This is a genomic window from Saprospira grandis DSM 2844 (assembly GCF_000275825.1).
Lineage (GTDB): Bacteria > Bacteroidota > Bacteroidia > Chitinophagales > Saprospiraceae > Saprospira > Saprospira grandis_A.
Genome location: NZ_JH719942.1, coordinates 3,553,821 through 3,574,290 on the forward strand (window position 1 = coordinate 3,553,821; position 20,470 = coordinate 3,574,290).

Annotated in this window: 15 protein-coding genes; 7 read left to right on the forward strand and 8 right to left on the reverse strand. The window is 43.5% G+C overall.

Annotated features, from left to right (window positions below):
- Positions 1–657: 657 nt before the first annotated feature.
- Together SAPGRDRAFT_RS23600 and SAPGRDRAFT_RS15965 are read left to right on the forward strand one after the other, a co-directional pair.
- Positions 658–1,758: an RHS repeat-associated core domain-containing protein gene (locus SAPGRDRAFT_RS23600; protein ID WP_002660269.1), complete on the forward strand. Its 1,101-nt coding sequence runs from the start codon at positions 658–660 to the stop codon at positions 1,756–1,758.
- 2 nt (positions 1,759–1,760) lie between these two features.
- On the forward strand, positions 1,761–2,393 hold the full coding sequence (locus SAPGRDRAFT_RS15965; RefSeq protein ID WP_002660270.1) for a GldM family protein: 633 nt from the start codon (positions 1,761–1,763) through the stop codon (positions 2,391–2,393).
- Between the two features lie 1,528 nt (positions 2,394–3,921).
- Here the strand turns inward: SAPGRDRAFT_RS15965 and SAPGRDRAFT_RS15970 are convergent.
- The 5 genes from SAPGRDRAFT_RS15970 to SAPGRDRAFT_RS15990 form a co-directional block, all read right to left on the reverse strand.
- Positions 3,922–4,533 carry a hypothetical protein gene (locus SAPGRDRAFT_RS15970; protein ID WP_002660271.1) on the reverse strand — a complete coding sequence of 204 codons (612 nt, stop codon included), beginning with the start codon at positions 4,531–4,533 and terminating at the stop codon, positions 3,922–3,924.
- A 3-nt stretch (positions 4,534–4,536) separates the two neighbouring features.
- Positions 4,537–6,390 (reverse strand): penicillin-binding protein 2, encoded by a 1,854-nt coding sequence (gene mrdA / locus SAPGRDRAFT_RS15975; RefSeq protein WP_002660272.1) that lies wholly within the window; start codon positions 6,388–6,390, stop codon positions 4,537–4,539.
- Between the two features lie 291 nt (positions 6,391–6,681).
- Entirely contained in the window at positions 6,682–7,452 is a 771-nt protein-coding gene (cdaA, locus tag SAPGRDRAFT_RS15980) for a diadenylate cyclase CdaA (protein WP_002660273.1), read from the reverse strand.
- A gap of 106 nt (positions 7,453–7,558) precedes the next feature.
- Positions 7,559–8,467 (reverse strand): MORN repeat-containing protein, encoded by a 909-nt coding sequence (locus SAPGRDRAFT_RS15985; protein ID WP_002660274.1) that lies wholly within the window; start codon positions 8,465–8,467, stop codon positions 7,559–7,561.
- Positions 8,468–8,495: 28 nt separating this feature from the next.
- The gene (locus SAPGRDRAFT_RS15990; RefSeq protein ID WP_002660275.1) at positions 8,496–10,757 is read right to left on the reverse strand and encodes an AAA family ATPase; all 2,262 of its coding nucleotides are present in this window, start codon (positions 10,755–10,757) and stop codon (positions 8,496–8,498) included.
- 521 nt (positions 10,758–11,278) lie between these two features.
- Between SAPGRDRAFT_RS15990 and SAPGRDRAFT_RS23165 the strand changes: the two genes are divergently transcribed.
- The 4 genes from SAPGRDRAFT_RS23165 to SAPGRDRAFT_RS16020 all read left to right on the forward strand — a co-directional run bounded on the left by SAPGRDRAFT_RS23165 (position 11,279) and on the right by SAPGRDRAFT_RS16020 (position 15,473).
- Positions 11,279–11,446, forward strand: a complete 168-nt coding sequence (locus SAPGRDRAFT_RS23165; RefSeq protein ID WP_002660276.1) for a hypothetical protein — start codon at positions 11,279–11,281, stop codon at positions 11,444–11,446.
- 598 nt (positions 11,447–12,044) lie between these two features.
- Entirely contained in the window at positions 12,045–13,367 is a 1,323-nt protein-coding gene (locus SAPGRDRAFT_RS16005) for an AAA family ATPase (RefSeq protein ID WP_002660277.1), read from the forward strand.
- The gene (locus tag SAPGRDRAFT_RS16010; RefSeq protein WP_002660278.1) at positions 13,360–14,271 is read left to right on the forward strand and encodes a DUF4435 domain-containing protein; all 912 of its coding nucleotides are present in this window, start codon (positions 13,360–13,362) and stop codon (positions 14,269–14,271) included. Before SAPGRDRAFT_RS16005 ends, SAPGRDRAFT_RS16010 begins: the two co-directional genes overlap by 8 nt.
- A gap of 635 nt (positions 14,272–14,906) precedes the next feature.
- The gene (locus SAPGRDRAFT_RS16020; protein WP_002660279.1) at positions 14,907–15,473 is read left to right on the forward strand and encodes a Crp/Fnr family transcriptional regulator; all 567 of its coding nucleotides are present in this window, start codon (positions 14,907–14,909) and stop codon (positions 15,471–15,473) included.
- Here SAPGRDRAFT_RS16020 and SAPGRDRAFT_RS16025 read toward each other — a convergent pair.
- The 3 genes from SAPGRDRAFT_RS16025 to SAPGRDRAFT_RS16035 are packed head-to-tail and all read right to left on the reverse strand — an operon-like array spanning position 15,418 to position 18,981.
- On the reverse strand, positions 15,418–16,626 hold the full coding sequence (locus SAPGRDRAFT_RS16025; RefSeq protein WP_002660280.1) for an ABC transporter permease: 1,209 nt from the start codon (positions 16,624–16,626) through the stop codon (positions 15,418–15,420). The two genes, SAPGRDRAFT_RS16020 and SAPGRDRAFT_RS16025, sit on opposite strands and share 56 nt — an antisense overlap.
- Positions 16,627–16,631: 5 nt before the next feature.
- The gene (locus tag SAPGRDRAFT_RS16030; protein WP_002660281.1) at positions 16,632–17,606 is read right to left on the reverse strand and encodes an HlyD family secretion protein; all 975 of its coding nucleotides are present in this window, start codon (positions 17,604–17,606) and stop codon (positions 16,632–16,634) included.
- Between the two features lie 4 nt (positions 17,607–17,610).
- Complete coding sequence (locus SAPGRDRAFT_RS16035; protein WP_002660282.1) at positions 17,611–18,981, reverse strand: TolC family protein; 1,371 nt, start codon at positions 18,979–18,981, stop codon at positions 17,611–17,613.
- Positions 18,982–19,466: 485 nt separating this feature from the next.
- On the opposite strand from SAPGRDRAFT_RS16035, the gene SAPGRDRAFT_RS16045 reads away from it, so the two are divergent.
- Entirely contained in the window at positions 19,467–19,658 is a 192-nt protein-coding gene (locus tag SAPGRDRAFT_RS16045) for a hypothetical protein (protein WP_002660283.1), read from the forward strand.
- The last annotated feature ends 812 nt before the right edge of the window (positions 19,659–20,470 follow it).

Here is a 20,470-nt window from a genome sequence, read left to right on the forward strand (position 1 = left end):
AAAAGCGAACAAGGACTTTAGTCCGTCAGTTCGCTCAGGTAATAACCCTGGGCTTCAGCCCAGGGCGGTAAGCATAGCAATTGTTTTACCCCTGATTTTTTGTGTGGACTTGTTTGGGGCCCATGGGCTGAAGCCCATGGTTGTGGGTCTATGCAAACTGGCGGGCTAAAGCCCTTCTTTGCTGATAGAGCCTATTGGAACAGAAAATCCCCTCGAATGAGGGGATGACGATTTTTTCGATAGCCTAGGGCCTTGGCCCTAGGGTTCCTATGAAATTTATGGGGAAGGAAAAAACAACCCCTTGTTCAAAGCGGTAGAGGATTTTAATCCTCTCCGCACTATAGATCTAGAATGGGGTTGTTGTATGGCTGCTGGTTTCAACCTGCAGCCACAGCTAGCAGGCGGCGAAGCCGCCGCAGGCCTAGGGGCCTGCAAGGGTGCCGCGCAGGGCCAACCCAAGGACGCTGAAAGCGCCGAAGGGCCGAGCGAACAGCGAGCTTGCGAAACAGCCCGGCCGCCTTAGGCGGCAGGCCCCAAAAAAAGAAAAAAAATAGTATCTTTAGACCTCGTTCTTTGAAATAAAATGAGCTGGGCCGCCGCCGCTACGAGCTCTCCAACCACCTAGGCAACGTACTGGCTACGGTCAGCGATAAATCTTTGGGCCAAGACAGCAGCCAAACGGGGCAGGCAGATTATTATCTGGCGCAGGTTTTTTCTGCAAACTTATACTACCCTTTTGGTTGGGAAATGCCTGGCCGTAAGTTTGTGAGTGGGGAGGGGTATCGTTTTGGGTTTAATGGGAAGGAGACGGATGAGGATGCAACTAGTGGCAGCTATGATTTTGGAGCGAGGATGTATAATAGCCAGTTGGGGCGGTGGTGGTCTGTGGATCCTTTCTGCATAGTATATCCATATGAAAGCCCTTATAGTTATGTATTGAACAGTCCTATACAGTATTTAGATATGGATGGTGCGTTTGTCATCGATCCAGAGTTAGTTAAAAAATACCCTAAAGCTGCGGCATATTTATCGGCTCAATTAGGTGACTTCGAAAAAGGAAAAAAGGGAGTTGTAACTGAATTATTGAAAAGTGAACGTTTTGTAAATTCATTGATATATAATACGCGAACGAAATCAGATCAGAAAGGCATTGTTGCGCTTACATTGGCAGATATTGAGCGAATTATGATTTCAGGAAATGGTCCAACAGTAGCAATTTCGGCTGATTTAAATGAAATGCCAACATCTTATTCTGTTTATGCAAAAGATTTTGAAACAGGAAGTATGAAGCATACATTATATATATCAGAACAACAGTTGAAAGCATTAGAAGATGCATTGACCCCTAATGATGAAAGAGCAGCATTGACCGTTGTTGTTAGTTCTGTGTTTCATGAATATATAGAGCCATTTAGTGGTGATGCTATGAATAATGTAACATTCACAGAAGAAGAAATTGAAAGTGATGAATTTTATAATTTATCTGTTTTAGAGTCTCAACAAGGGGCTAAAATATTTGAATATCAAGTTTGGGGGGTAGATTTATTCTCAATAGAGGATGCAAAGGAATCAATTTTGTTAAGAACAGGGAAGTTGCCGGATACATTCATTTATGATTACATTTTAGATGTATCTGTATTTCCATATGTTGAAGGGGCTTCAAATCTCGAATATTACAAGAACGATCCTATTCCTGTAATGAAAATTATAGGGTATTCAATTGAAGAAGGAGTTAATGTCGAACTAACTAAAGAATAAATATGAAATATATAGCGATTATAAGTTTACTATTTTGTTTGGGGAGCAATAGGGCGATTCTGCCAACTATAGAACTAGCTCAACCTATTTTATATAAAGGACTTCTTAATGCTGTTAATATTTCAACGGCTAATAATGAAAAGGTTTTGTTTTTAGAAGTAGGTGACTCTATTTTTAAAACTAATCCCCTTGGGCCGACTTTATTTTCTCTTCCTAAGAACTTAAATAAAAAAATCGTAGAAGTTCGACTGTTTGATACAAAGGAAAAAACTAGGCTTTTGACCTCTAAGTGGTTTCAAGTTAAGGATTTGCCTACTCCATTGGCTTATATTAGTGGAGCTAGAGGAAAAACTTTAAATGTTAAGCAGTTGCCTTATCTTGATAAAATAGACAACAGTATAAAGTATTGGGATACAGATGTACGAGGAGAGATAGTTGAATTTGAGATGCTATACTTGGAAGATGGGAGGTTTTTTAGCCTAAAAAGTAATGGTTCAGAATTTACCTTAGCTCAAAGAACAAAGCTTAAAAGCCTGAAAGTTAGAGATTTTCTCTTTATTCGGAAAATAAAGATAAGAATGCCAGATGAGAGTTTTAGAAGGGCAGGGGACCTAATATATGAAGTTGTTTTTTAGGGGCCTCCCGCCTTTGGCGGGCGCTACGTTTCGGGGCTCGCTGTTCGCTCGGCCCTGCGCGGGCTGCGCCCGCTGGGTCTGGCCTACGGCCACCCCTGCACATCGCTAGGCCTGCGGCCCTATGGGCCTGCTATATGGGCCTGTAGGTTGAAACCTACAGCCAATTAACGAATGCATTTTTGGTTCAATGGAGGTTGAAACCCTCATAAATAACATTTTAGCCCTTNTTTGCTGATGGAGCCTAGTGGAACAGCAAATCCCCTGAATGAGGGGATGGCGATTTTTCGATAGCCTAGGGCCTTGGCCCTAGGGTTCCTATGAAATTTATGGGGGAGAAATAATAGCAATTGTTTTTAGTGTAGAATTGTTTTGGGCCCATGGGCTGAAGCCCATGGTTGTGGGTCTATGCAAACTGGCGGGCTAAAGCCCTTGTTTGCTATAAATGATATGGGCCGATGGTTTCAACCTTCGGCCATGGCGGCTTTGCCGCTATCTGCAGCCTAAAGGCCGCAGCCATTCTTGTTGGGCCTTGGCCTTTCTTGCCGCAGCGGCTTAAAAGCCCCTGCTTTGTTTGTGGAAAGGAGCTATTAGGTTTTCAGGTCCTGCGGCTTTTAAGCTGCAGGCCAGTTGTTGGTGAGGAGCTAGCTCTGCTGTTCCTAAATTGGCTGCTGGTTTCAACCTGCAGCCACAGCTAGCAGGCGGCAGTATTGAGATAGTTTTATTAGTCCCTCAACTTTTTCTGGGGTTTTTTGAAAAAGGAGAGATAAGAGATAAAGAAAGCGTTTTTTAGTGGCTAGGTAGTTTTGGGCTGAAGCTTAATGGAAAGCTACAAGTAGAAAAAGCGAACAAGGACTTTAGTCCGTCAGTTCGCTCAGTTAATAACCCTGGGCTTCAGCCCAGGGCGCTAAGCATAGCCGCTGTTAGTCCCTCAACTTTTTCTTGGGAGTTTTGAAAAAAGGAAAGATAAAGAAAGCGGCTTTTAGTGGCTGGGTAGCTTTGGGTTGAAGCTTAATGGAAAGCTACAAGTAGAAAAAGCGAACAAGGACTTTAGTCCGCTCTTCGCTCAAGTCTACAACCCTGGGCTTCAGCCCAGGGCGCTAAGGATAGCCGCTGTCGACTAAGCTTAATTAAAGATTCTAGGAGCTCGCCTTTTCTGCCATGGGCTGAAGCCCATGCTTGCGGGGCTATGCAAACTGGCGGGCTAAAGCCCTTGTTTGCTGGAAAATGGAAAAAAATTAGCTCCAAGAAAACAACAACCGTCCAACCACAATCGCAAAGAAAAATCCCCTCGAATGAGGGGATGACAATTTTTTCGATAGCCTAGGGCCTTGGCCCTAGGGGTGGCCGAAGGCCAAACGGCCTAGGGGCCTGCAAGGGGGCCGCGCAGCGGCAGACCCAGCCAGCTTGCTGGCGCAGGGCCGAGCAGACCTGCGAGCCCTGACAACCAGCCCCTAAGGGGCGCCAGTTCGATGACCAACGGGAATAAAGGGCCCGGCCGCCGCAGGCGGCAGGCCCCAAAAAAATAAAACTATTGATTGGAAGAAGAGGAGAAGGCAAACTTTTGTAGAAAAGCCTCTACCATTTCTAGATGCTCTATTTTAGGGGCAGAGGGATAATTTTCGGCTAGGGTGTAGAGTGCCTTGTGTTGGTTTTCAAAGAAATTGAGCCAGTCGCCGCTAATGGTGGTTGTTTTATGGGGATGGGCTAATAATTCCTTTGTTTTTTCTTGCCAAGCCTTGCTTAAGAGAGGGAGTAAGTTGTTCCAACGCTGGCTGGGAAAACTGCTATTTTGGCTCAAAAGATACTGAGCGGCAAGCATAGGGTGTAAAACGGCCAAATAGTGATTTTGCGGAAGCTCCCAGCAGCCAAATATTTCTTTGCGCAGAAAAGTAAAGGCCTGATCGAGCAGCTCCAGCGCAAGCTGCCGAGGGCGAAGCAGGTTTTTGGCTAATTTATAGAGTTCCTTTTGGACATCATCCTGCAAAAAATCGGCAGTTTCTAGGGCCCAAAAGGCTTCTGCTTTAGAGGCTTGCAGCAAGCGCAAAAAAGAGCTAATATTCTCTGTGGAAACCCTTACTTTTTCAGAAGGGCAGTGAAGGGCCGGGTAACTAAATAAAAATGCTTGTTCTTGGCTAGACATGGCTTAAGGGATATTAGCTGAAGAAACCAAATTGGCCTCTAGCATCATCTTTTCTAGAAGTTGACGCTGAGGGCTTTCGATATGGCCTCTGAGGTGTTTTTCAATGATGAGCGAAGAAATAGGGGCTCCATAAGTAGAGCCATATCCTCCGTTTTCTACATAAACGGCCACTACAATTTCGGGCTTTTCCATAGGGGCAAAAGCAATAAAAGTAGAGTGGTCTTTGCCGTGCACATTTTCTACTGTTCCCGTTTTACCACAAACGGCAATATCCTCGATATCTGCGCGGCGGCCTGTACCCGATAGAATAACTCTGCGCATGCCATCTATGACGGCTTCAAAATGCCTTGGATGGACCTTGGTATAATGTTTTTTCTTAAATTTAGCGAGGGTGTTGCTGGTATCGCCTTTAAGTTCTTTGGCAAAATGGGGGGTATAATAATAGCCTCGGTTGGCAATAATGGCGGCCATATTGGCCATTTGCAAAGGCGTCACTTCTAGTTCTCCTTGCCCAATACCAATAGAAACAGAATGCGAAAAGCGCCAGCGGCCCTCCCCATATCGGCGGTTAAAATAATCTACGGTAGGGATGTTTCCGCTTGCTTCTCCGCCAATATCAATACCCAGTTTTCTACCTAGGCCAAAGGCCTCTAGATGTTCGCTGAGGAGTTGCATCCCTTTGGCTGGAAAATCATAGCCGTAGATATTGACCATTTCGCGATAGGTTTGGCAAAAATAGTTGTTGCAAGAATACTGAATAGCGGCACCTACATCATGTGTGGGGGCGTGTCCGTGGCAGCCAATAATACGATTCCCCATAATAAAGCCTCCGGGGCAGCCCATTCCTCTATTGGGTTGTAGGACTCCTTCTTGCAGGGCAATAGCGGCCAAAACGGGTTTAAAAATAGAGCCAGGGGGGTATTTTGCTTGTAGGGCTCGATTAAAGAGAGGGCGGCTAGAGTCTCTGACTAGGCCTAGGTAAGCCTTTTGTCGGTCTTGGTCTACTGTAAGTAGTTGGGGGTTATAGTTGGGGGCGCTGACCATGGCCAAAATTTCGCCGGTAGAGGGTTGAATAACCACTACGGCCCCTCTTTTATTTTGCATGAGCTCTTCAGCGTAGCGCTGCAAATTCAGATCAATAGACGTAATGAGATCACAACCTGAAATAGCGGGAACATCTTGGCTTCCTTCTTTATAGCTCCCCTTGATTTTGCCCCATTTGTCTTTAAGGACCTGTTTTTTCCCTTTGATTCCTCTAAGCTGAGCTTCATAGGCTTGTTCTAGGCCAGAGATGCCAATATAATCTCCTCTTTTATAGATACCTTCAGAGGCTTTGATTTGTTCTGGGTTGACCTCTGAGATGTATCCTAAGGCATGGGCGGCTACGGTTACGGGATAGCCACGGCTATTTCTGCTATGTAGTTCAAAGCCCGGAAAATTGTAGAGGTGTTCTTGTAAAATGGCGAGGCTATCGGCACGCAGGCGGCTCATGAAGGTAATGGGCTTGCGTTTAGAAAAACGGCGATCGCTCCAGTTTTTCTCCATATTTTTGACAAAGGTAGCGGTATCGATGCCTAGCAGCTCACAGAAAAGGGCGGTATCTATATTGGCTCGTCGAACGGTTTCGTAGGTGGCCAATATATCGTAGGTGGGTAAATTATAGATGAGTAGGCTATCGTTGCGGTCATAGAGTAGTCCTCTAGAAGGGTAGAGGGTGAGTGCTTGTCGGTAGCTTTGTTGTTGTTGGTAGGAGGTATCTATAATTTGAATTTGGAAACATTTAAACAAGAGCGCCAGGGCGGCCAAAATGATGGCGCCTTGTAAAATTCTGAGCCTTGTTTGATATATATCTTGCATAAAGTAGCGTCAAAATAGGAGGGCAGTGGTAAAATAGAGGCTTCATTTGTACTGCTTCAGTATGATGCCTTTAGCGAAAATACTGCTTTTGTGTAGGCTGGCCAACTAACGGCCTTTTTTTTAACCTAATATTTAGGCTGCGGCTAAATCTGGCTGAGGGATGGAAAGGGTGGCCGAAGGCCAGACCGAGCTTTTTGAGCGCAGCGAAAAAAGCGAAGGGCCGAGCAGACCTGCGAGCCCGGCACAGCCCGACCCGGCCAACGGCCGGGGCAGCCCCAAAAAAAGAAAAAATTAATGTAGCACTTTACGTAGGAGTTTGTGCATATGTTCGGCAGAGATATTGCGTTGGATATTGCCTTGGCGGGCATAAGAAATATGTCCTGTTTCTTCAGAAACGATGAAGGCCAAAACGGGAGTTTCTTCGGTAATGCCAATAGCGGCTCGGTGGCGAAGGCCGAGTGATTGCGGGATACCAGGGCGGTCGGAAACGGGTAGTACGCAGCTAGCGGCAATAACTTCTTGGCCCGAAATAATGGTGGCCCCATCATGTAAGGGGCTATATTTATTGAAAATGCTGAGCAATAACTGGCTACTAATTTTTGCGCCCAGCATTACGCCCGAGCTATAGTAGCCATCGAGGCTAGCGCCAGTATTGATGAGGATGAGCGCCCCTGTTTTTTCTTGGGCCATTTCCTCGGTAGCCCGGGTAATTTCACGGATGATTAGTTCTATTTGTGCATCTTCTTGGGCACCCAATTTTTTGCCCAACAGTCGCTCAATCAGTTGGCCTTGGAGGTAGCCTTGGCCCAAAAAGAGCAGAAAACGGCGGACTTCAGGCTGAAAAAGGATGAGCAGGGCGATCATTCCAACACTAACAAACTGCCCCAAAATGCTGCTGAGTAGGGGCATGCCCAAGGCCGAAACTAGCCACCAAAGGATGTAGACAAACAGCAGCCCCAAAAAGATATTGAAGCCCAGACTTCCCTTGAGTAATTTATAAATTTGAAAGAGGAGATAGCCAACAATAATGATGTCTACTAGGTCCCAGAGGGTTACATCCATAAACCCTATTTGTAACAGCCAGATGCAGTCCATGATATCTAAATTCAGTGTGGCATAAAAAAAAGGTCCTTAAAGGACCTTTTTATATCTTCGCCTTTTGCAAGGCTTATTCGGCATGGATCAAAGCACCTCGATCCCAAATGCCCTCTTCTACTTCTCCAAGCTTAGAAATATATTTTCCTCGGCCATGGAACTCATTTTCTCTAAAAAAGCCCTCATAATAGCTGCCATCAAGATAAAAATATTTTCCAAAACCTGTTCGTTTTCCATTGATCCAATTCCCCTCATAGCGGTCGCCATTATTATAATGGTAGGTACCAAAGCCGTTGCGTTTATCATGTAGCCAATGGCCTTCAAAGATGTCGCCATTAACATAGAAGTATTTGCCAAAGCCATTCATTTTACTTTCGGCCCATTGGCCTTCATAGCGGTCATTGCTGGCCCACCAAAAAGTACCTTCTCCGGTGCGGCTATCGCCGAGCCAGTCGCCTAAATATCGGCTGCCTGTGGTTTCATAGACATATTCGCCACGGCCTTGCTTGAGGTCATTGACCCATTCTCCCTTGTAGCTATCACCATTTTTATAGTAATAGTTACCTTGGCCGTGCATTCTACCAAAGACCCAATCACCATCATAGTATTCATTATCGGCCCATACAAAAATGCCTCTTCCGTGTCGGCTGCCTCGGCTCCATTGGCCAAAGTAGACGCTATTGTCACTGGAGTAATAATATTTGCCAACGCCTTCGCGCCAGCCTCCAAGTAGCTCGCCAACGTAGCGATCGCCATTTTCATAGCTGTTCTGCTGGCTTTCATCGGTCAGTAGCGACTCAATATTATGAAAATGGTAGCCATTGATTTTAAAGTAGCTAAAGGGGCCTTCTAGCTGTTCATCAGATAGCTCATTTTCATGAATATCTCTTTGTTTGGGGGGTTCCCAACCGCCAGCATTGGCATCTCCAGGTTGCATAGGGGGCCCGGGGCCGTCGCCATTGTTCCATTCGTTATCTTTCATTGTATTTCGCGTTTTATGAAGGGAGGAATTAGAGATTAACAATAGTTAGCTCTCCATCTACATATTCAATATACAGTTTTTGTTTTTGAACTGCAACATCTTTTTGAAGTAACCAGTTGGCTAGGGGGGCAATTAGTTCTCTTTCTAGGCTGCGTTGTAGGGGTCTGGCCCCATATCGTTGGTCAAATCCTTTATGGACCAATAGTTCTTTGAGGGCTGGACCAAAGGCCAATTCTAGCTCTCTTTTCTTGAAGCCTTCTCTTTGCGCAAGTTGCTGCAGCTCGATGTCTAGAATTTTCCGAATATCTTTTTCTTCTAAGGCTTTGAAAAAAACAATTTGATCCAAACGGTTAATAAATTCGGGACGGAAAAATTTATAAATGGCCGATTCATAGTTTTGCTGATCATTTTGGCCATACCCAATTCGGCTTTGGTTGCTGGCCCCCAAATTAGAGGTCATAATAATGATGCAGTTTTTAAAATTGGTCACTCGACCAAAGGCATCCACAAAGCGGCCTTCATCCAATAAACTCAATAAACTATCAAAAATAGCCGGATGCGCTTTTTCTACCTCATCCAAAAGTAATAGGGCAAAAGGCCGCTCTCGAACGGCTTGGACCAGTTTGCCAGGCCGCCCAGCTGCCCCAATAAAACGCTCAATTTGCGCCGGATGCTGAAACTCACTCATGTCAATCCGAATCAAGGGACTTTTTTGCTGCCCTTGCCCAAAAAAGTAGTCGGCCAGCAGTTTGGCCGCCGCCGTTTTTCCAACCCCCGTTGGTCCAGCAAATAATAAACTTCCAATGGGTTTGCTGGGGTTGTTGAGCCCCACCTTAAATATTTTAACCAACTTGCAAAGCGCATCTACCGCTGGCTTTTGCCCAATTAAGCGACTAGAAAAATAGTCTTGCAGCTCTTCCGGCTGCAATAAAATATCATCTCGCAAAAATATTTCTGGCAAGCCCGTTTGCTTGCTAAAGCTTTCTAAAACTGCCTTACTATCTATTGTGGGCTGATTTTTATGGCTTTGCATGACTTTATCCAAAAAACGAAGAGCTTTGCCCGGAAAATGCTCATAAGGATAATAACGATCCAACAGACGATAAGCCAATTGCCAAGCATCGGCCTGTATGCTTTGCTTAAATTGTTGCTCGGCATACTGGGCAAAACGCTCCAAAATTCTAAAAACCGCCATCTCATCTAGCTGATTGAGCTGCACAAGCTGAAAATGCTGAACAAAACTAGGCAGCTTCTGACGCAAACTCTCCAGCTCTTTGGGCGTCAATTCTCCAATCAATTGTAGCTTGCCCTCCGAAATAAATCCACTCATAAAAGCAGCCAAACTATCCTCGGCCCCCTCGCCACCAATCTGCAACAAACGAATGCAGTCATTCACCCAAAGTACGCCTTGCACCGACTGCAGCTCCTCTACCAAACTTTCTACTTTCTGCTGCCATTCCCCCAAATATTTGGCCTGCGCCGTGATTCGCTGACTATTGATGCGCCAAAATTGCAAGCCCATCTGACTCACTTTCTGGATTTTTCGCAAGGCTTCTTGCAAAACCACTGTTTTTCCAGAAGAAGGCGGGCCCACCAATAAAATATTGGCTCTTTTGTTCAAAATTTTATCAATCAGTTGCTGTACCACATCTTCTCGCTCCCAAGCTTGCTCAGGCAAACGCTTTTTACGCAGATCAGCCTGCTTGGGCGGATACAATTCGGCCAAAGCAGGCAATTCTTTGAGCTGAGGCCCCTGCTGCCAAGCCTGCCCAAAAGAACTGCGCTCTTCCACTTCCTTAATCCGCAATTGTAATTCACTCAACTGCGGCTCTGGCCGATTCATCAACCGAAAAATACTTTTTGGCTGATACTGATTGAGCAAGTTGCTACAATAATATTGAAGCAAAGAAGACAAACTATTATTATCCTGATACCGAAAAGACTCAAAAAGATCAGGCAACTGACACTCATAGGCATATCCGTTCGAGCTGGGCCCATAAACGGTCCAAATCGGAATTTTTAAACTTTGCTCTACCGGAAAATTATGCTCCCCCAACTGATAACTGGGCCGAAACTCAATCTCAAAACGCTTTTTCTTAAATTGCTCCAAACTCTGAGGCGGATAATGCCCATGCTTTTTATACTGCTTCTGCAAAAGCTGAACAAAAGCCGCTTTCAAACTTTTTAAATCCTTTTCTATCAAAGGCAAATGATTCTGGCCCAAAATAAAGCCCATTTGAGAACCATCCGCCAAATTATAACTCCACAAAGGGTAGATCAATGTTTTCATCCTCATATTTTTATCTCAGAACGCATCAAATGAGTCCACAACCCAATTTAGGATTTTTTATTTTTCTTTTCCAATTGTTTTATTTGGGGCGCTACTCCTTTCAGTCGCCAAAGACAAACTAAAGTCCTTGTTGTCGCTGCTCGCTGTTGTTTTGGGGCCTCCGCTGCGGCTTCGCCTTGCGGCGCTACGCTTTGGGGCTCGCAGGTCTGCTCGGCCCTGCGTTTTTTCGCTGCGCTCAAAACTGGGTCTGGCCTGCGGCCACCCCGCCGCATCGCTAGGCCGCTCATCTGTCTTTTTTTCTCTAAACTTTTTTCTTCGGCCCCAATCCCCCCTTTCAATTAGCAATGGGATAAAAAACGCCCAGTTTTTTTCTTCGGCGGAAAAACTGCGGTGGTCTGTAGGTTGAAACCTACAGCCAGGCAACAAAAAGGCATTTCATTTTAAATGGAGGTTTAAAAACCTCCATAAAAAAACAGGGATGAAAATTTCTCTTGGGAAAAATCAATGGACCAAAAATCATCATGTTCAAAGCGGCAGAGGATTTTAATCCTCTCCGCACTATAGATGTAGAATGGAATTGTTGTATGGCTGTGGGTTTCAACCCACAGATTCAAAATAACAACCATCCAAACCACAACCGCAAAAAAATCTCCTCGCAGGAGGGGGTGACAATTTTTTTCTTAGCCTAGGGCCTTGGCCCTGGGGGGGCTATGAAATTTATGGGAAACAAAAAAACAAACCGCCTCCAACCGCCGAAGAAAAAACGCCCTTGTTCAAAACGGCGGAGGATTTTAATCCTCCCCGCACTATAGATGCAGAATGGGGTTGTTGTATGGCTGTGGGTTTTAACCTACAGCTATGGCCGAAGGCCAAACGGCTGAGGGATAGATAGCAGTGGCCCTTAGGCCAGACCCAGCAAAAAAACTTGTTTTTTTGCGCAGGGCCGAGCAGACTTGCGAGCTGCGACATAGCCCGACCCAAGCGAAGCGCAGGGGCAGCCCCAAAAAAAACGTATCTTCGCAAAAAAAAATAAAAAATGAAGCGATTAGAAGCGGCAATAAAAGCCAGAGTAGATTTTCCTGCAAGCGCTTTGGCCCTGGGGTTCCTATGAAATTTATGGGAAACAAAAAAACAACCGCCTCCAACTGCCGAAGAAAAATAATGGACTGAAAAAATTAGAGCTAGCCCCCGCTTAAGCCATTTTTTAATGGGCCCTTTTTCTATAAATCTTTATCTTGAGGCCAAGTTGTTGAACTCATTTTATCAAACTGTCTGAATTTTCCACTTATGCGAATTAGCTCTATTCAAGTTAAGGGCCTGCTCGGTCTATTTGACCACCAAATAGATTTAAATAATAAACTGACGATTATTTATGGCGAAAATGGAGTGGGCAAAACAATGCTCTTTCGCTTGTTGAATTGTTTGTTTAACCCAGATCAGCCTGACTTCTTGAAAATATGGGACATCCCGTTTTCATTTCTGAAAATCGTTTTTGATGATGAAAAACAGCTCGAGTTAGATAATCATCGTAAGGATAGAGTGGTCTTTACAATTTTTGATGTTAGCAGCGTGAAAGTTAAGAGATTCACTCAGTATAAAAATTTCCAAAAGAAAACAGAGGATCTTTTTTCTAATCTAGCAGACTATCTGCCTTTAGAAGCTTTGGGGCCAAATAGATTTTTTGAGTTAAAAACAAAGACATTATTAAGTGCGGAAAAAGTCCTTAAACTTTACAGTGATCAGCTTCTTCCCCGATTTAGGAATGAGTTAGAGCGTGAAATACTACCAGATGTGCTCAAAAATATTTTGGATAGCGTCAAAATTCAATTTATTAAAACACAAAGGCTGTATTTGTTCCCTCAAGTTGAAAACACTGGGGTAAAGAACTTTAAAGTGGATACAACTTCCACCAACTACGCCGCAGAACTAGCCGCTATTTTACAAGAAAAAACGGCCCAGTACCGTAAAAAATCTGATGATTTAAAAAACTCTTTGAGTCAACGCATTATTTCTGGAGAGATAAAAACAGACTATCAAGTAGAAGAGCTGCAAAAAATGGCGGCCAAAGTCAATCAAAAACGAAAAGAGCTACAAGAGCTAGGACTTTTGTCTAAAGATACGGCCCCTTTGGATATCCCCGACAGCCTAGACGATATTAAAAAAGCTATTCTGGCAGTCAATATTTTAGATATGCAAGAACAGCTTAAGGTCTATGAAGAAGATGCTTTTGACCAAAAAGTAAAATTGTTTCTAGAGATTTTAAATGAGCGTCGTTTTTCCTACAAAAAAATCTATCTCTCAGAAGAAAAGGGGTTTTATTTCAAAAATATTCGGGATAAAGATATTCTACCAAAGAATTTATCTTCAGGAGAGCAACATGAATTAGTTTTACTCTATGAGTTGTTGTTCCGCATTCCAGATGCTTCCCTCATTTTATTAGATGAGCCAGAAATTTCCTTGCATATCGCTTGGCAAAAAGAATTTATTGAGGATATGCAGGATATTATTGCCCTCAAAAATTTCGATTTTATTGTTTCTACACATTCTCCAAGTATTATCAATGGAGAGTGGGATTTAACCATCTCTTTAAAAGGACCAAAAGATGCCTAGCCCCAAAGACCTGAAATATGAGCAAGATGATAACTATTTGTTCGGCGAAATTAAAATGTGTTTAGATCGTAGGCGTCAAAAAAACTTGGCCGTTGTTGTAGAATCTAAATCAGATGAAAAATTTTATAAGAAGTTTTTCAACCGCAATACTTCTTTTTTTTCTAGCTCGGGTTGGGAAATGGCCCTTAGGTTAGTTGAGATGGCCAAAAAGCAGGCGCTAGAATTTGTCATTGCTATTATTGATGCAGATTTTAAACCTTTTCTGGACTGGAGTCTTCCCGATCAAGTTTTTTTGACCAATGCGCATGACGCAGAAATGATGCAGCTTCAAAGTCCAAGCTGCTGGGAAAATTTACTGGCTGAATATGCAGATGATGAAAAATTGGCAAAATTCTGTGGCGATGGAGCCAATCTCTTAAATGTATTGCAGGAAAAACTTTGGCCCTTATCTTATCTCCGTTATTTAAATGAGCAAAATGGTTGGGGATTGAAGTTTAAGAGCATAAAGAACAGTAAGTTAGGACTTTTATCCTTCAAGGATTTCTTTAAAGAACAGGATTTATCTTTTTCACTGCCCAAATTATTGCGAGCCGTAGAAAATAAATCGAAAAAGCCCAGGTTTTTTAAACAAAATCCTGAAATAGAAGAAGAAATAGCCACTACAACTGCAGCAAATGAGCTAGAAAAATGGACGAACGGTCATGAGTTCTTAGAATTGTTTTCTTTTGCCTTAAGACGCTGTATTGCTAACTCTGGCAGTGGCAAAAAAATAGCTGCAGAAGATTTAGAAAGAAATTTACGCATTAGTTATCGTGCAGAAGATTTTAGAACTACTGCACTGTATCAGGCCATTACTGCTTGGGAAGATGAATTTATTGGGGAAACTTTTCTTCTTCGTGGATAAAGGCCAAAGAAGATAGGAACAAAATAGAGCTAGCCACCGCTTAAGCCATTTTTTAATGGCCCCTTTTTCTATAAATCTTTATCTTGAGGCCAAGTTGTTGAACTCATTTTCTAGTAGCGCTTTATTCTATGAATAAAAATAATCGGCTGCTGTTTTTATATGCCATCAATCATAGAGCGAAATAAAACAAGAAAATAGCGCCATCAACTTTTTTTACTTAAAAGCAGGCCCTCGCCTAGAATATATAGGTGCACAGAAATAAAAAAATTGATGCTGAGCCTGTTTTGCTTGTCGATCCTAAATGGAATGATTTAAAAGCTAAGCTACTAATAGAAAAGCATAATCATGAAGTGAAGAGTAGTTGTTATAGGGACACAACAATAGAAGCGCTACGTATTATTTATGCCGAGAAATGTGCAATTTGTGAGCGAAAAAGAGGATTGGAATTCTTCATTTTTGGGGCCTCCGCTGCGGCTTCGCCTTGCGGCGCTACGGTTACTCCCGTTGGTCGTCGAACTGCGGACTAAAGTCCTTGTTGTTGGGCCGAGCAGACCTGCGAGCTGCGACATAGCCCGACCCAAGCGAAGCGCAGGGGCAGCCCCAAAAAAAACGTATCTTCGCAAAAAAAATAAAAAATGAAGCGATTAGAAGCGGCAATAAAAGCCAGAGTAGATTTTCCTGCAAGCGCTTTGGCAAGGCTCAAAGAAGAGTTTGTAGAAAAAAAATTGCCCAAAGGAGAATTACTTCTACCAATGGGCAAGGTTTGTCGCTCGCTTTTTTTTATTGAAGAGGGCTTGGCCCGTAGTTTTTATTATAGCGATTCGGGCAGTGATATTAGTTTGTGGTTTTTTAGAGAAGGAGAGTTTTTGACCAATAGCGAAAGTTTTTTCCAGCAAAAGCCTTCTATATATAATATAGAATTATTGGAAGATGCCCACTTGTATGAAATTTCGCATCAGCGTTTGGAGCAACTTTTTGAAGAATTGCATTTAATTGAGCGCTTTGGCCGATTGCTAGCGATTGAAATGCTGGGCGAAATGATTCAGCGTTCACATGCCATGCAATTTAAATCGGCCAAAGAACGATACAATTTTATGTTGGAGCGTTATCCCGATCTATTTCAGCGATTGCGCCTCAGCGATATTGCTAGTTTTTTAGGGATTCGGCCAGAAACTTTGAGTCGGATTCGGGCAAAGCATTAAGTTTTCTTCTGCGTAAAAGGGTTTTTATTTGTAGGACCACAAAAAGTAAAGCGAAAGCCGAAAGGGCTAAAAATTGTAGCTGTTTAATTTCGGGCTCAATTTGCGAAAGCTCTGCGCCATAGTAACTCAATTTTCGGAGGCCTTCAATAAAAGGAGTTAGGGGAATATAATTGGCGGCCTCGGCCAAAAGGGGCGGCATGCCCGAACGCGGCCAACTAAATCCGCTCAAAACAAAGGCGGGAGTAGAAATGACCATCAATAATTCGGTGGCCGTTAATTGGCTGGGCAAAACAATCGAAAATAATAAACCGATAAAGGTAGCCGCCAAAGAAAAATAAATGACCAAAGGGAGCAATTTATCTAAGGGCATCAAAAAATCGATCTGAAAATATTGGAAGCCCCAATACATCAAGACATAATTGAGGGGCAGAAAAATGGCCATGGGCAAAATTTTTAGCAATAAACTATAGCCCGCAAAAGGAGAAGCCTTGGCCAAGCGACTAAAATGACCATCTTCAAAATCTCGAGCAAAACTAATGGCCATGGCCAAAAAAATCACTTGCTGTAAAATGGCGGCCAACAAACCAGGCAACATATAATATAAATAGCTGCCGCTACTATTATATAACTTATGAAAACTAATTTGAAAAGCTTCATAAGCGGCGGCAGCCTGTGGCGGCGACATCCCTTGTTTTTTTAGGCTCTCAATTTCAAAGCCCGCATTTAAACTGGCCAAAACCAATTGCAAATTTCTGCTGGCCAGGTTGGCTTCCAATAAATTAACCATATTGAGATCTACGCGGACCTCTGGATGACGCTTTTGTAAAATATTGGCCTCAAAATCTTGGGGGATTTGCACCACCGCCATAAATTCTTCTTCCAACATTTTTTCTTTTAAATATTGCACCTCGCCCAATACTTCGGCCACTTTTAGACTTGGATTATCGGAAAGGGCATCGATTAGGAGGGCCGAAGAAGGCGTTTGATCGGCATCCACCACCAAAATGGGCAGGTCTTGCAATTGTGCTTTTCGATAAACGGCCTGAAATAAAAGGCCATAAAAAATAGGCGCCATAAAAAAGATGGCCACAATGACACGGTTGCTCAAAAAACGCTTAAACTCTAGGCCCAGCAATTGAAAAAACTCTTTCATTTCACTTATTTTTTTGTAGCCTCAGCAAGCAGCAAAACCGTTGCATTGACATATTGCGGACTTTTGGTTTTTTGAATGGGCCAAAGTTGTAGCTCGTATAAATTTTCGGCCAATTCGTAGTTGGGGGCCGCAGAACTTTGGCTGGCATAACGGGCCAATTGTTTGATGCGACGCAATTCGCAGGGAATTTCTTCTTTGGTGTAAGGATTTTGAACATTTATTTTTTGTCCTTCCTCAAAGTTGTAAATTTCAGATTCGGCAATGCTAAAGCGGAAATACATGCTTTCTGTTTTGTAGCCATAAAAAAGACTGTAGCCAGGGCCAAGGAGTTCGCCTTCTTCTAGCGAAATGGTTTCAATTCTAAAATTGGCGGGCGAAATGATATAAATTTCTTTTTGGGCCACTTCTAATTCTTGTTTGGCCGCCTGCGCTCTGGCCAATTGCCCTTGCGCTTGCTGTACTAATTCACTCCGACTTCCCTTTTCTACTTCTCTGCGCTTGGCGTTTAGCGCTTCTAGTTGCGCTTTGGCCAATTCTACTTTCATGGCCACTTCTTCATAAGATTGCGTAGAGAGTAGTGAATCGGCATGCAAAGCCGCCAATCTTTTTTCAGAAGCTTCTGCAAAAGCAAGTTGTGCTTTGGCCGCCTCAATTTTTTGACCTAATTGCGCTCTTTGTTCGCTAGTTGCCCCATTTTTTGCCATCTCCAATTGTCCAGAGGCCGCTAAAATAGCGCCTTCGGCCTGCGCCATCTTGGCAGCAATCTCCGGAATATCAAGCCGGGCTAAAGTGTCGCCTTTTTGGACCAGCTGCCCTTCTTGGACATAAATTTTTGCCAAGCGGCCAGCAATCTTCGAGCTAACGCCCAAGGTTTTATATTTTACTTTTCCCTGAGGAAATTGAATTTTTTCTGGCTGTTCTTCTGTCTGGCAACTAAAAAGGATAAGGGGCAGAAGGCCCAAAATAAATAGTCGTTTCATTTGATTATTGTTGTTCGATGGTCTTAATTAACTGCCCTTTTGCTTGAATGAGGGCCAAATAGGCGCGTCTTGCTTGGTATTTAGTTTGCGCCAAGGAAAAAGAAATTTGTTCAATATCTTTTAGGGCCGCCAAAGGCTCGCGCAAATCTGTCAATCCATTTCGATATTGTTCTTGCACTAAGGCATAATGTTCTTCGGCCAATTTTTTCTCGGCTTTTTGTAGCTCAATTTTTTCTTGGGCCAAATCCCAATCCGCCTGCGCTTTGGTCTCGGCCAAAAGCAGTTGTTCTTCTACTTCTCGGATTTTTTCTTTAACTTTTTGTTGCTCCAATGCTTTTTCTTCTGCTTTGAGATAACCTTGCCGACCATCAAAGAGCGTCCAATTCATGCCCAAAGCGATATAGGCCTTAGGATCGAGCAGCGATAAATCTTGCTGCAAAATTTCATAATGTCCTTTGAGCGCAAGTTTGGGAATAAAACTTTGGCGTTCCATTTTTTCTTGGGCATGCAAAGCTTTTTGGGCCGCTTCTAAGGCGTTTAATTCCACTCTTCTTTCGCTAGACCAGTTTTTTTCTGCGGGCAAAGCCAATTGAGGACGCAAATTGGCCAATTCTTCTGCAGGCAATTGCGATTGCTGTGCTAAAAGGGCCAAAACAATTTTCTTCTTGCTTTTTTGCTCTTCTACTTTGAGGGCTAGTTGCTTTTTGGCCAGCTCAATTTTTTTGCGATCAATTGGAATCGCCAAACCGTTGGCAATAGCTTTTTCTACAAAATTTTCTTGCTGGGCCAAATAATCGCCTGTTTGCAACAATACTTTTTCTGCGGCCAGCAATAAACCCAACTGATCATAAGTTTGCAGCAAATTATTAAAGAGCATTTCTTTTTGCATTTGTTTTTGGGCCAATTGCATTTCACCTTTGGCTTGCAAGGCTTTTCGCCCCTGCTTAATTTTTCCGCCACTATATAATAGCCAATCCATATCGGCAGAAGCTTTCAAAATATTTCGCTCCAAAATGGGCGGAATTTCAGAAAGCGGTACTTGTTCGGGCAAAGCCGCATTAAATGGGATGCCCAAAGCTTCTTTGGCCAACAAACGTTGGCTGCCCATCAACAAACTTTCCATATCGCTATCAAAACGAAGGTCTTCGCCCAAGCGCGTATAACTTGCATTGAGTTCTAAATTGGGCAAAAAACGATAGCGCAGCGCTTTATCTTGCAATAAAATTTGCTCTTGGGCCAAATCAAAACTTTTTAGGCCTGCATCTCGATTTGCCGTGGCCTCCCAAAGCCCCCAAAATTCTTGCGGAATAAATTCTTGGGCCCTTATTGGTAGTGCCACCCAAAAAAGAAAAAAGGAAAACATCATTTTTTTCATGCCAAATCTATTTTTGTCTAAGACAAAGGTCCTCTTTCCAATTTTCTTCCCTCTTGACCTAGATCAAGAAATCTATAACGCTGCATTTTTTAGTGTTTTTTTGGGGCCTCCGCTGCGGCTTCGCCTTGCGGCGCTACGCTTTGGGGCTCGCAGGTCTGCTCGGCCCTGCGTTTTTTCGCTGCGCTCAAAAACTGGGTCTGGCCTGCGGCCACCCCGCCGCATCGCTAGGCCGCTCATCTGTCTTTTTTTCTCTAAACTTTTTTCTTCGGCCCCAATCCCCCCTTTCAATTAGCGGCTTTCAATTAGCACTCAAGCCTAAAAACAACAAAATTTTTCTTCGTCGGAAAAACTGCGGTGGTCTGTAGGTTGAAACCTACAGCCAGGCAACAAAAAGGCATTTCATTTTAAATGGAGGTTTAAAAACCTCCATAAAAAAACAGGGATGAAAATTTCTCTTGGGAAAAATCAATGGACCAAAAAACATCATGTTCAAAGCGGCAGAGGATTTTAATCCTCTCCGCACTATAGATGTAGAATGGGGTTGTTGTATGGCTGCTGGTTTCAACCTGCAGCCACGGCTAGCAGGCGGCAGTATTGAGATAGTTTTATTAGTCCCTCAACTTTTTCTGGGGAGTTTTGAAAAAGGAGAGATAAAGAAAACGTCTTTTAGTGGCTGAGTAGCTTTGGGCCGGGCTAAAGTTTAATGGAAAGCTACAAGTAGAAAAAGCGAACAAGGACTTTCTCCGCTAGTTCGTTCAGGTAATAATCCTGGGCTTCAGCCCAGGGCGCTAAGCATAGCCGCCTATTAGTCCCTCAACTTTTTCTTGAGAGTTTTGAAAAAGGAGAGATAAAGAAAACGTCTTTTAGTGGCTGGGTAGTTTTGGGGCCATGGGCTGAAGCTTAATGGAAAGCTACAAGTAGAAAAAGCGAACAAGGACTTTAGTCCGCTCTTCGCTCAGGTAATAAGCTTAATGGAAAGCTACAAGTAGAAAAGGCGAACAAGGACTTTAGTCCGCTCTTCGCTCAGGTAACAACCCTGGGCTTCAGCCCAGGGCGGTAAGCATAGCCGCCTATTAGTCCCTCAACTTTTTCTTGGGAGTTTTGAAAAAGGAGAGATAAAGAAAACGTCTTTTAGTGGTTGGGCAGTTTTGGGCCGAAGCTTAATGGAAAGCTACAAGTAGAAAAAGCGAACAAGGACTTTCTCCGCTCTTCGCTCAGGTAACAAGCCTAGGCTTCAGCCAAGGGCTGTAAGCATAGCCGCTGTTTACTAAGCTTAATTAAAGATTCTAGGAGCTTGCCTTTTCTGCCATGGGCTGAAGCCCATGCTTGTGGGGCTATGCAAACTAGCGGGCTAAAGCCCTTCTTTGCTGATGAAGCCTAGTGGAACAGAAAAATCCCCTCGAAGGAGGGGATGACAATTTTTTCGATAGCCTAGGGCCTTGGCCCTAGGGTTCCTATGAAATTTATGGGGAAATAAAAAACCAAAACT

What these genes read in the sequence shown, in the direction of transcription:
- SAPGRDRAFT_RS15965 (WP_002660270.1), top strand. Translation starts at nt 1,761, where the DNA reads ATGAAATATATAGCGATTATAAGTTTACTATTTTGTTTGGGGAGCAAT.
- SAPGRDRAFT_RS15970 (WP_002660271.1), bottom strand. Translation starts at nt 4,533, where the DNA reads ATGTCTAGCCAAGAACAAGCATTTTTATTTAGTTACCCGGCCCTTCAC.
- mrdA (WP_002660272.1), bottom strand. Translation starts at nt 6,390, where the DNA reads ATGCAAGATATATATCAAACAAGGCTCAGAATTTTACAAGGCGCCATC.
- cdaA (WP_002660273.1), bottom strand. Translation starts at nt 7,452, where the DNA reads ATGGATGTAACCCTCTGGGACCTAGTAGACATCATTATTGTTGGCTAT.
- SAPGRDRAFT_RS15985 (WP_002660274.1), bottom strand. Translation starts at nt 8,467, where the DNA reads ATGAAAGATAACGAATGGAACAATGGCGACGGCCCCGGGCCCCCTATG.
- SAPGRDRAFT_RS15990 (WP_002660275.1), bottom strand. Translation starts at nt 10,757, where the DNA reads ATGAAAACATTGATCTACCCTTTGTGGAGTTATAATTTGGCGGATGGT.
- SAPGRDRAFT_RS23165 (WP_002660276.1), top strand. Translation starts at nt 11,279, where the DNA reads ATGTTCAAAGCGGCAGAGGATTTTAATCCTCTCCGCACTATAGATGTA.
- SAPGRDRAFT_RS16005 (WP_002660277.1), top strand. Translation starts at nt 12,045, where the DNA reads ATGCGAATTAGCTCTATTCAAGTTAAGGGCCTGCTCGGTCTATTTGAC.
- SAPGRDRAFT_RS16010 (WP_002660278.1), top strand. Translation starts at nt 13,360, where the DNA reads ATGCCTAGCCCCAAAGACCTGAAATATGAGCAAGATGATAACTATTTG.
- SAPGRDRAFT_RS16020 (WP_002660279.1), top strand. Translation starts at nt 14,907, where the DNA reads ATGAAGCGATTAGAAGCGGCAATAAAAGCCAGAGTAGATTTTCCTGCA.
- SAPGRDRAFT_RS16025 (WP_002660280.1), bottom strand. Translation starts at nt 16,626, where the DNA reads ATGAAAGAGTTTTTTCAATTGCTGGGCCTAGAGTTTAAGCGTTTTTTG.
- SAPGRDRAFT_RS16030 (WP_002660281.1), bottom strand. Translation starts at nt 17,606, where the DNA reads ATGAAACGACTATTTATTTTGGGCCTTCTGCCCCTTATCCTTTTTAGT.
- SAPGRDRAFT_RS16035 (WP_002660282.1), bottom strand. Translation starts at nt 18,981, where the DNA reads ATGAAAAAAATGATGTTTTCCTTTTTTCTTTTTTGGGTGGCACTACCA.
- SAPGRDRAFT_RS16045 (WP_002660283.1), top strand. Translation starts at nt 19,467, where the DNA reads ATGTTCAAAGCGGCAGAGGATTTTAATCCTCTCCGCACTATAGATGTA.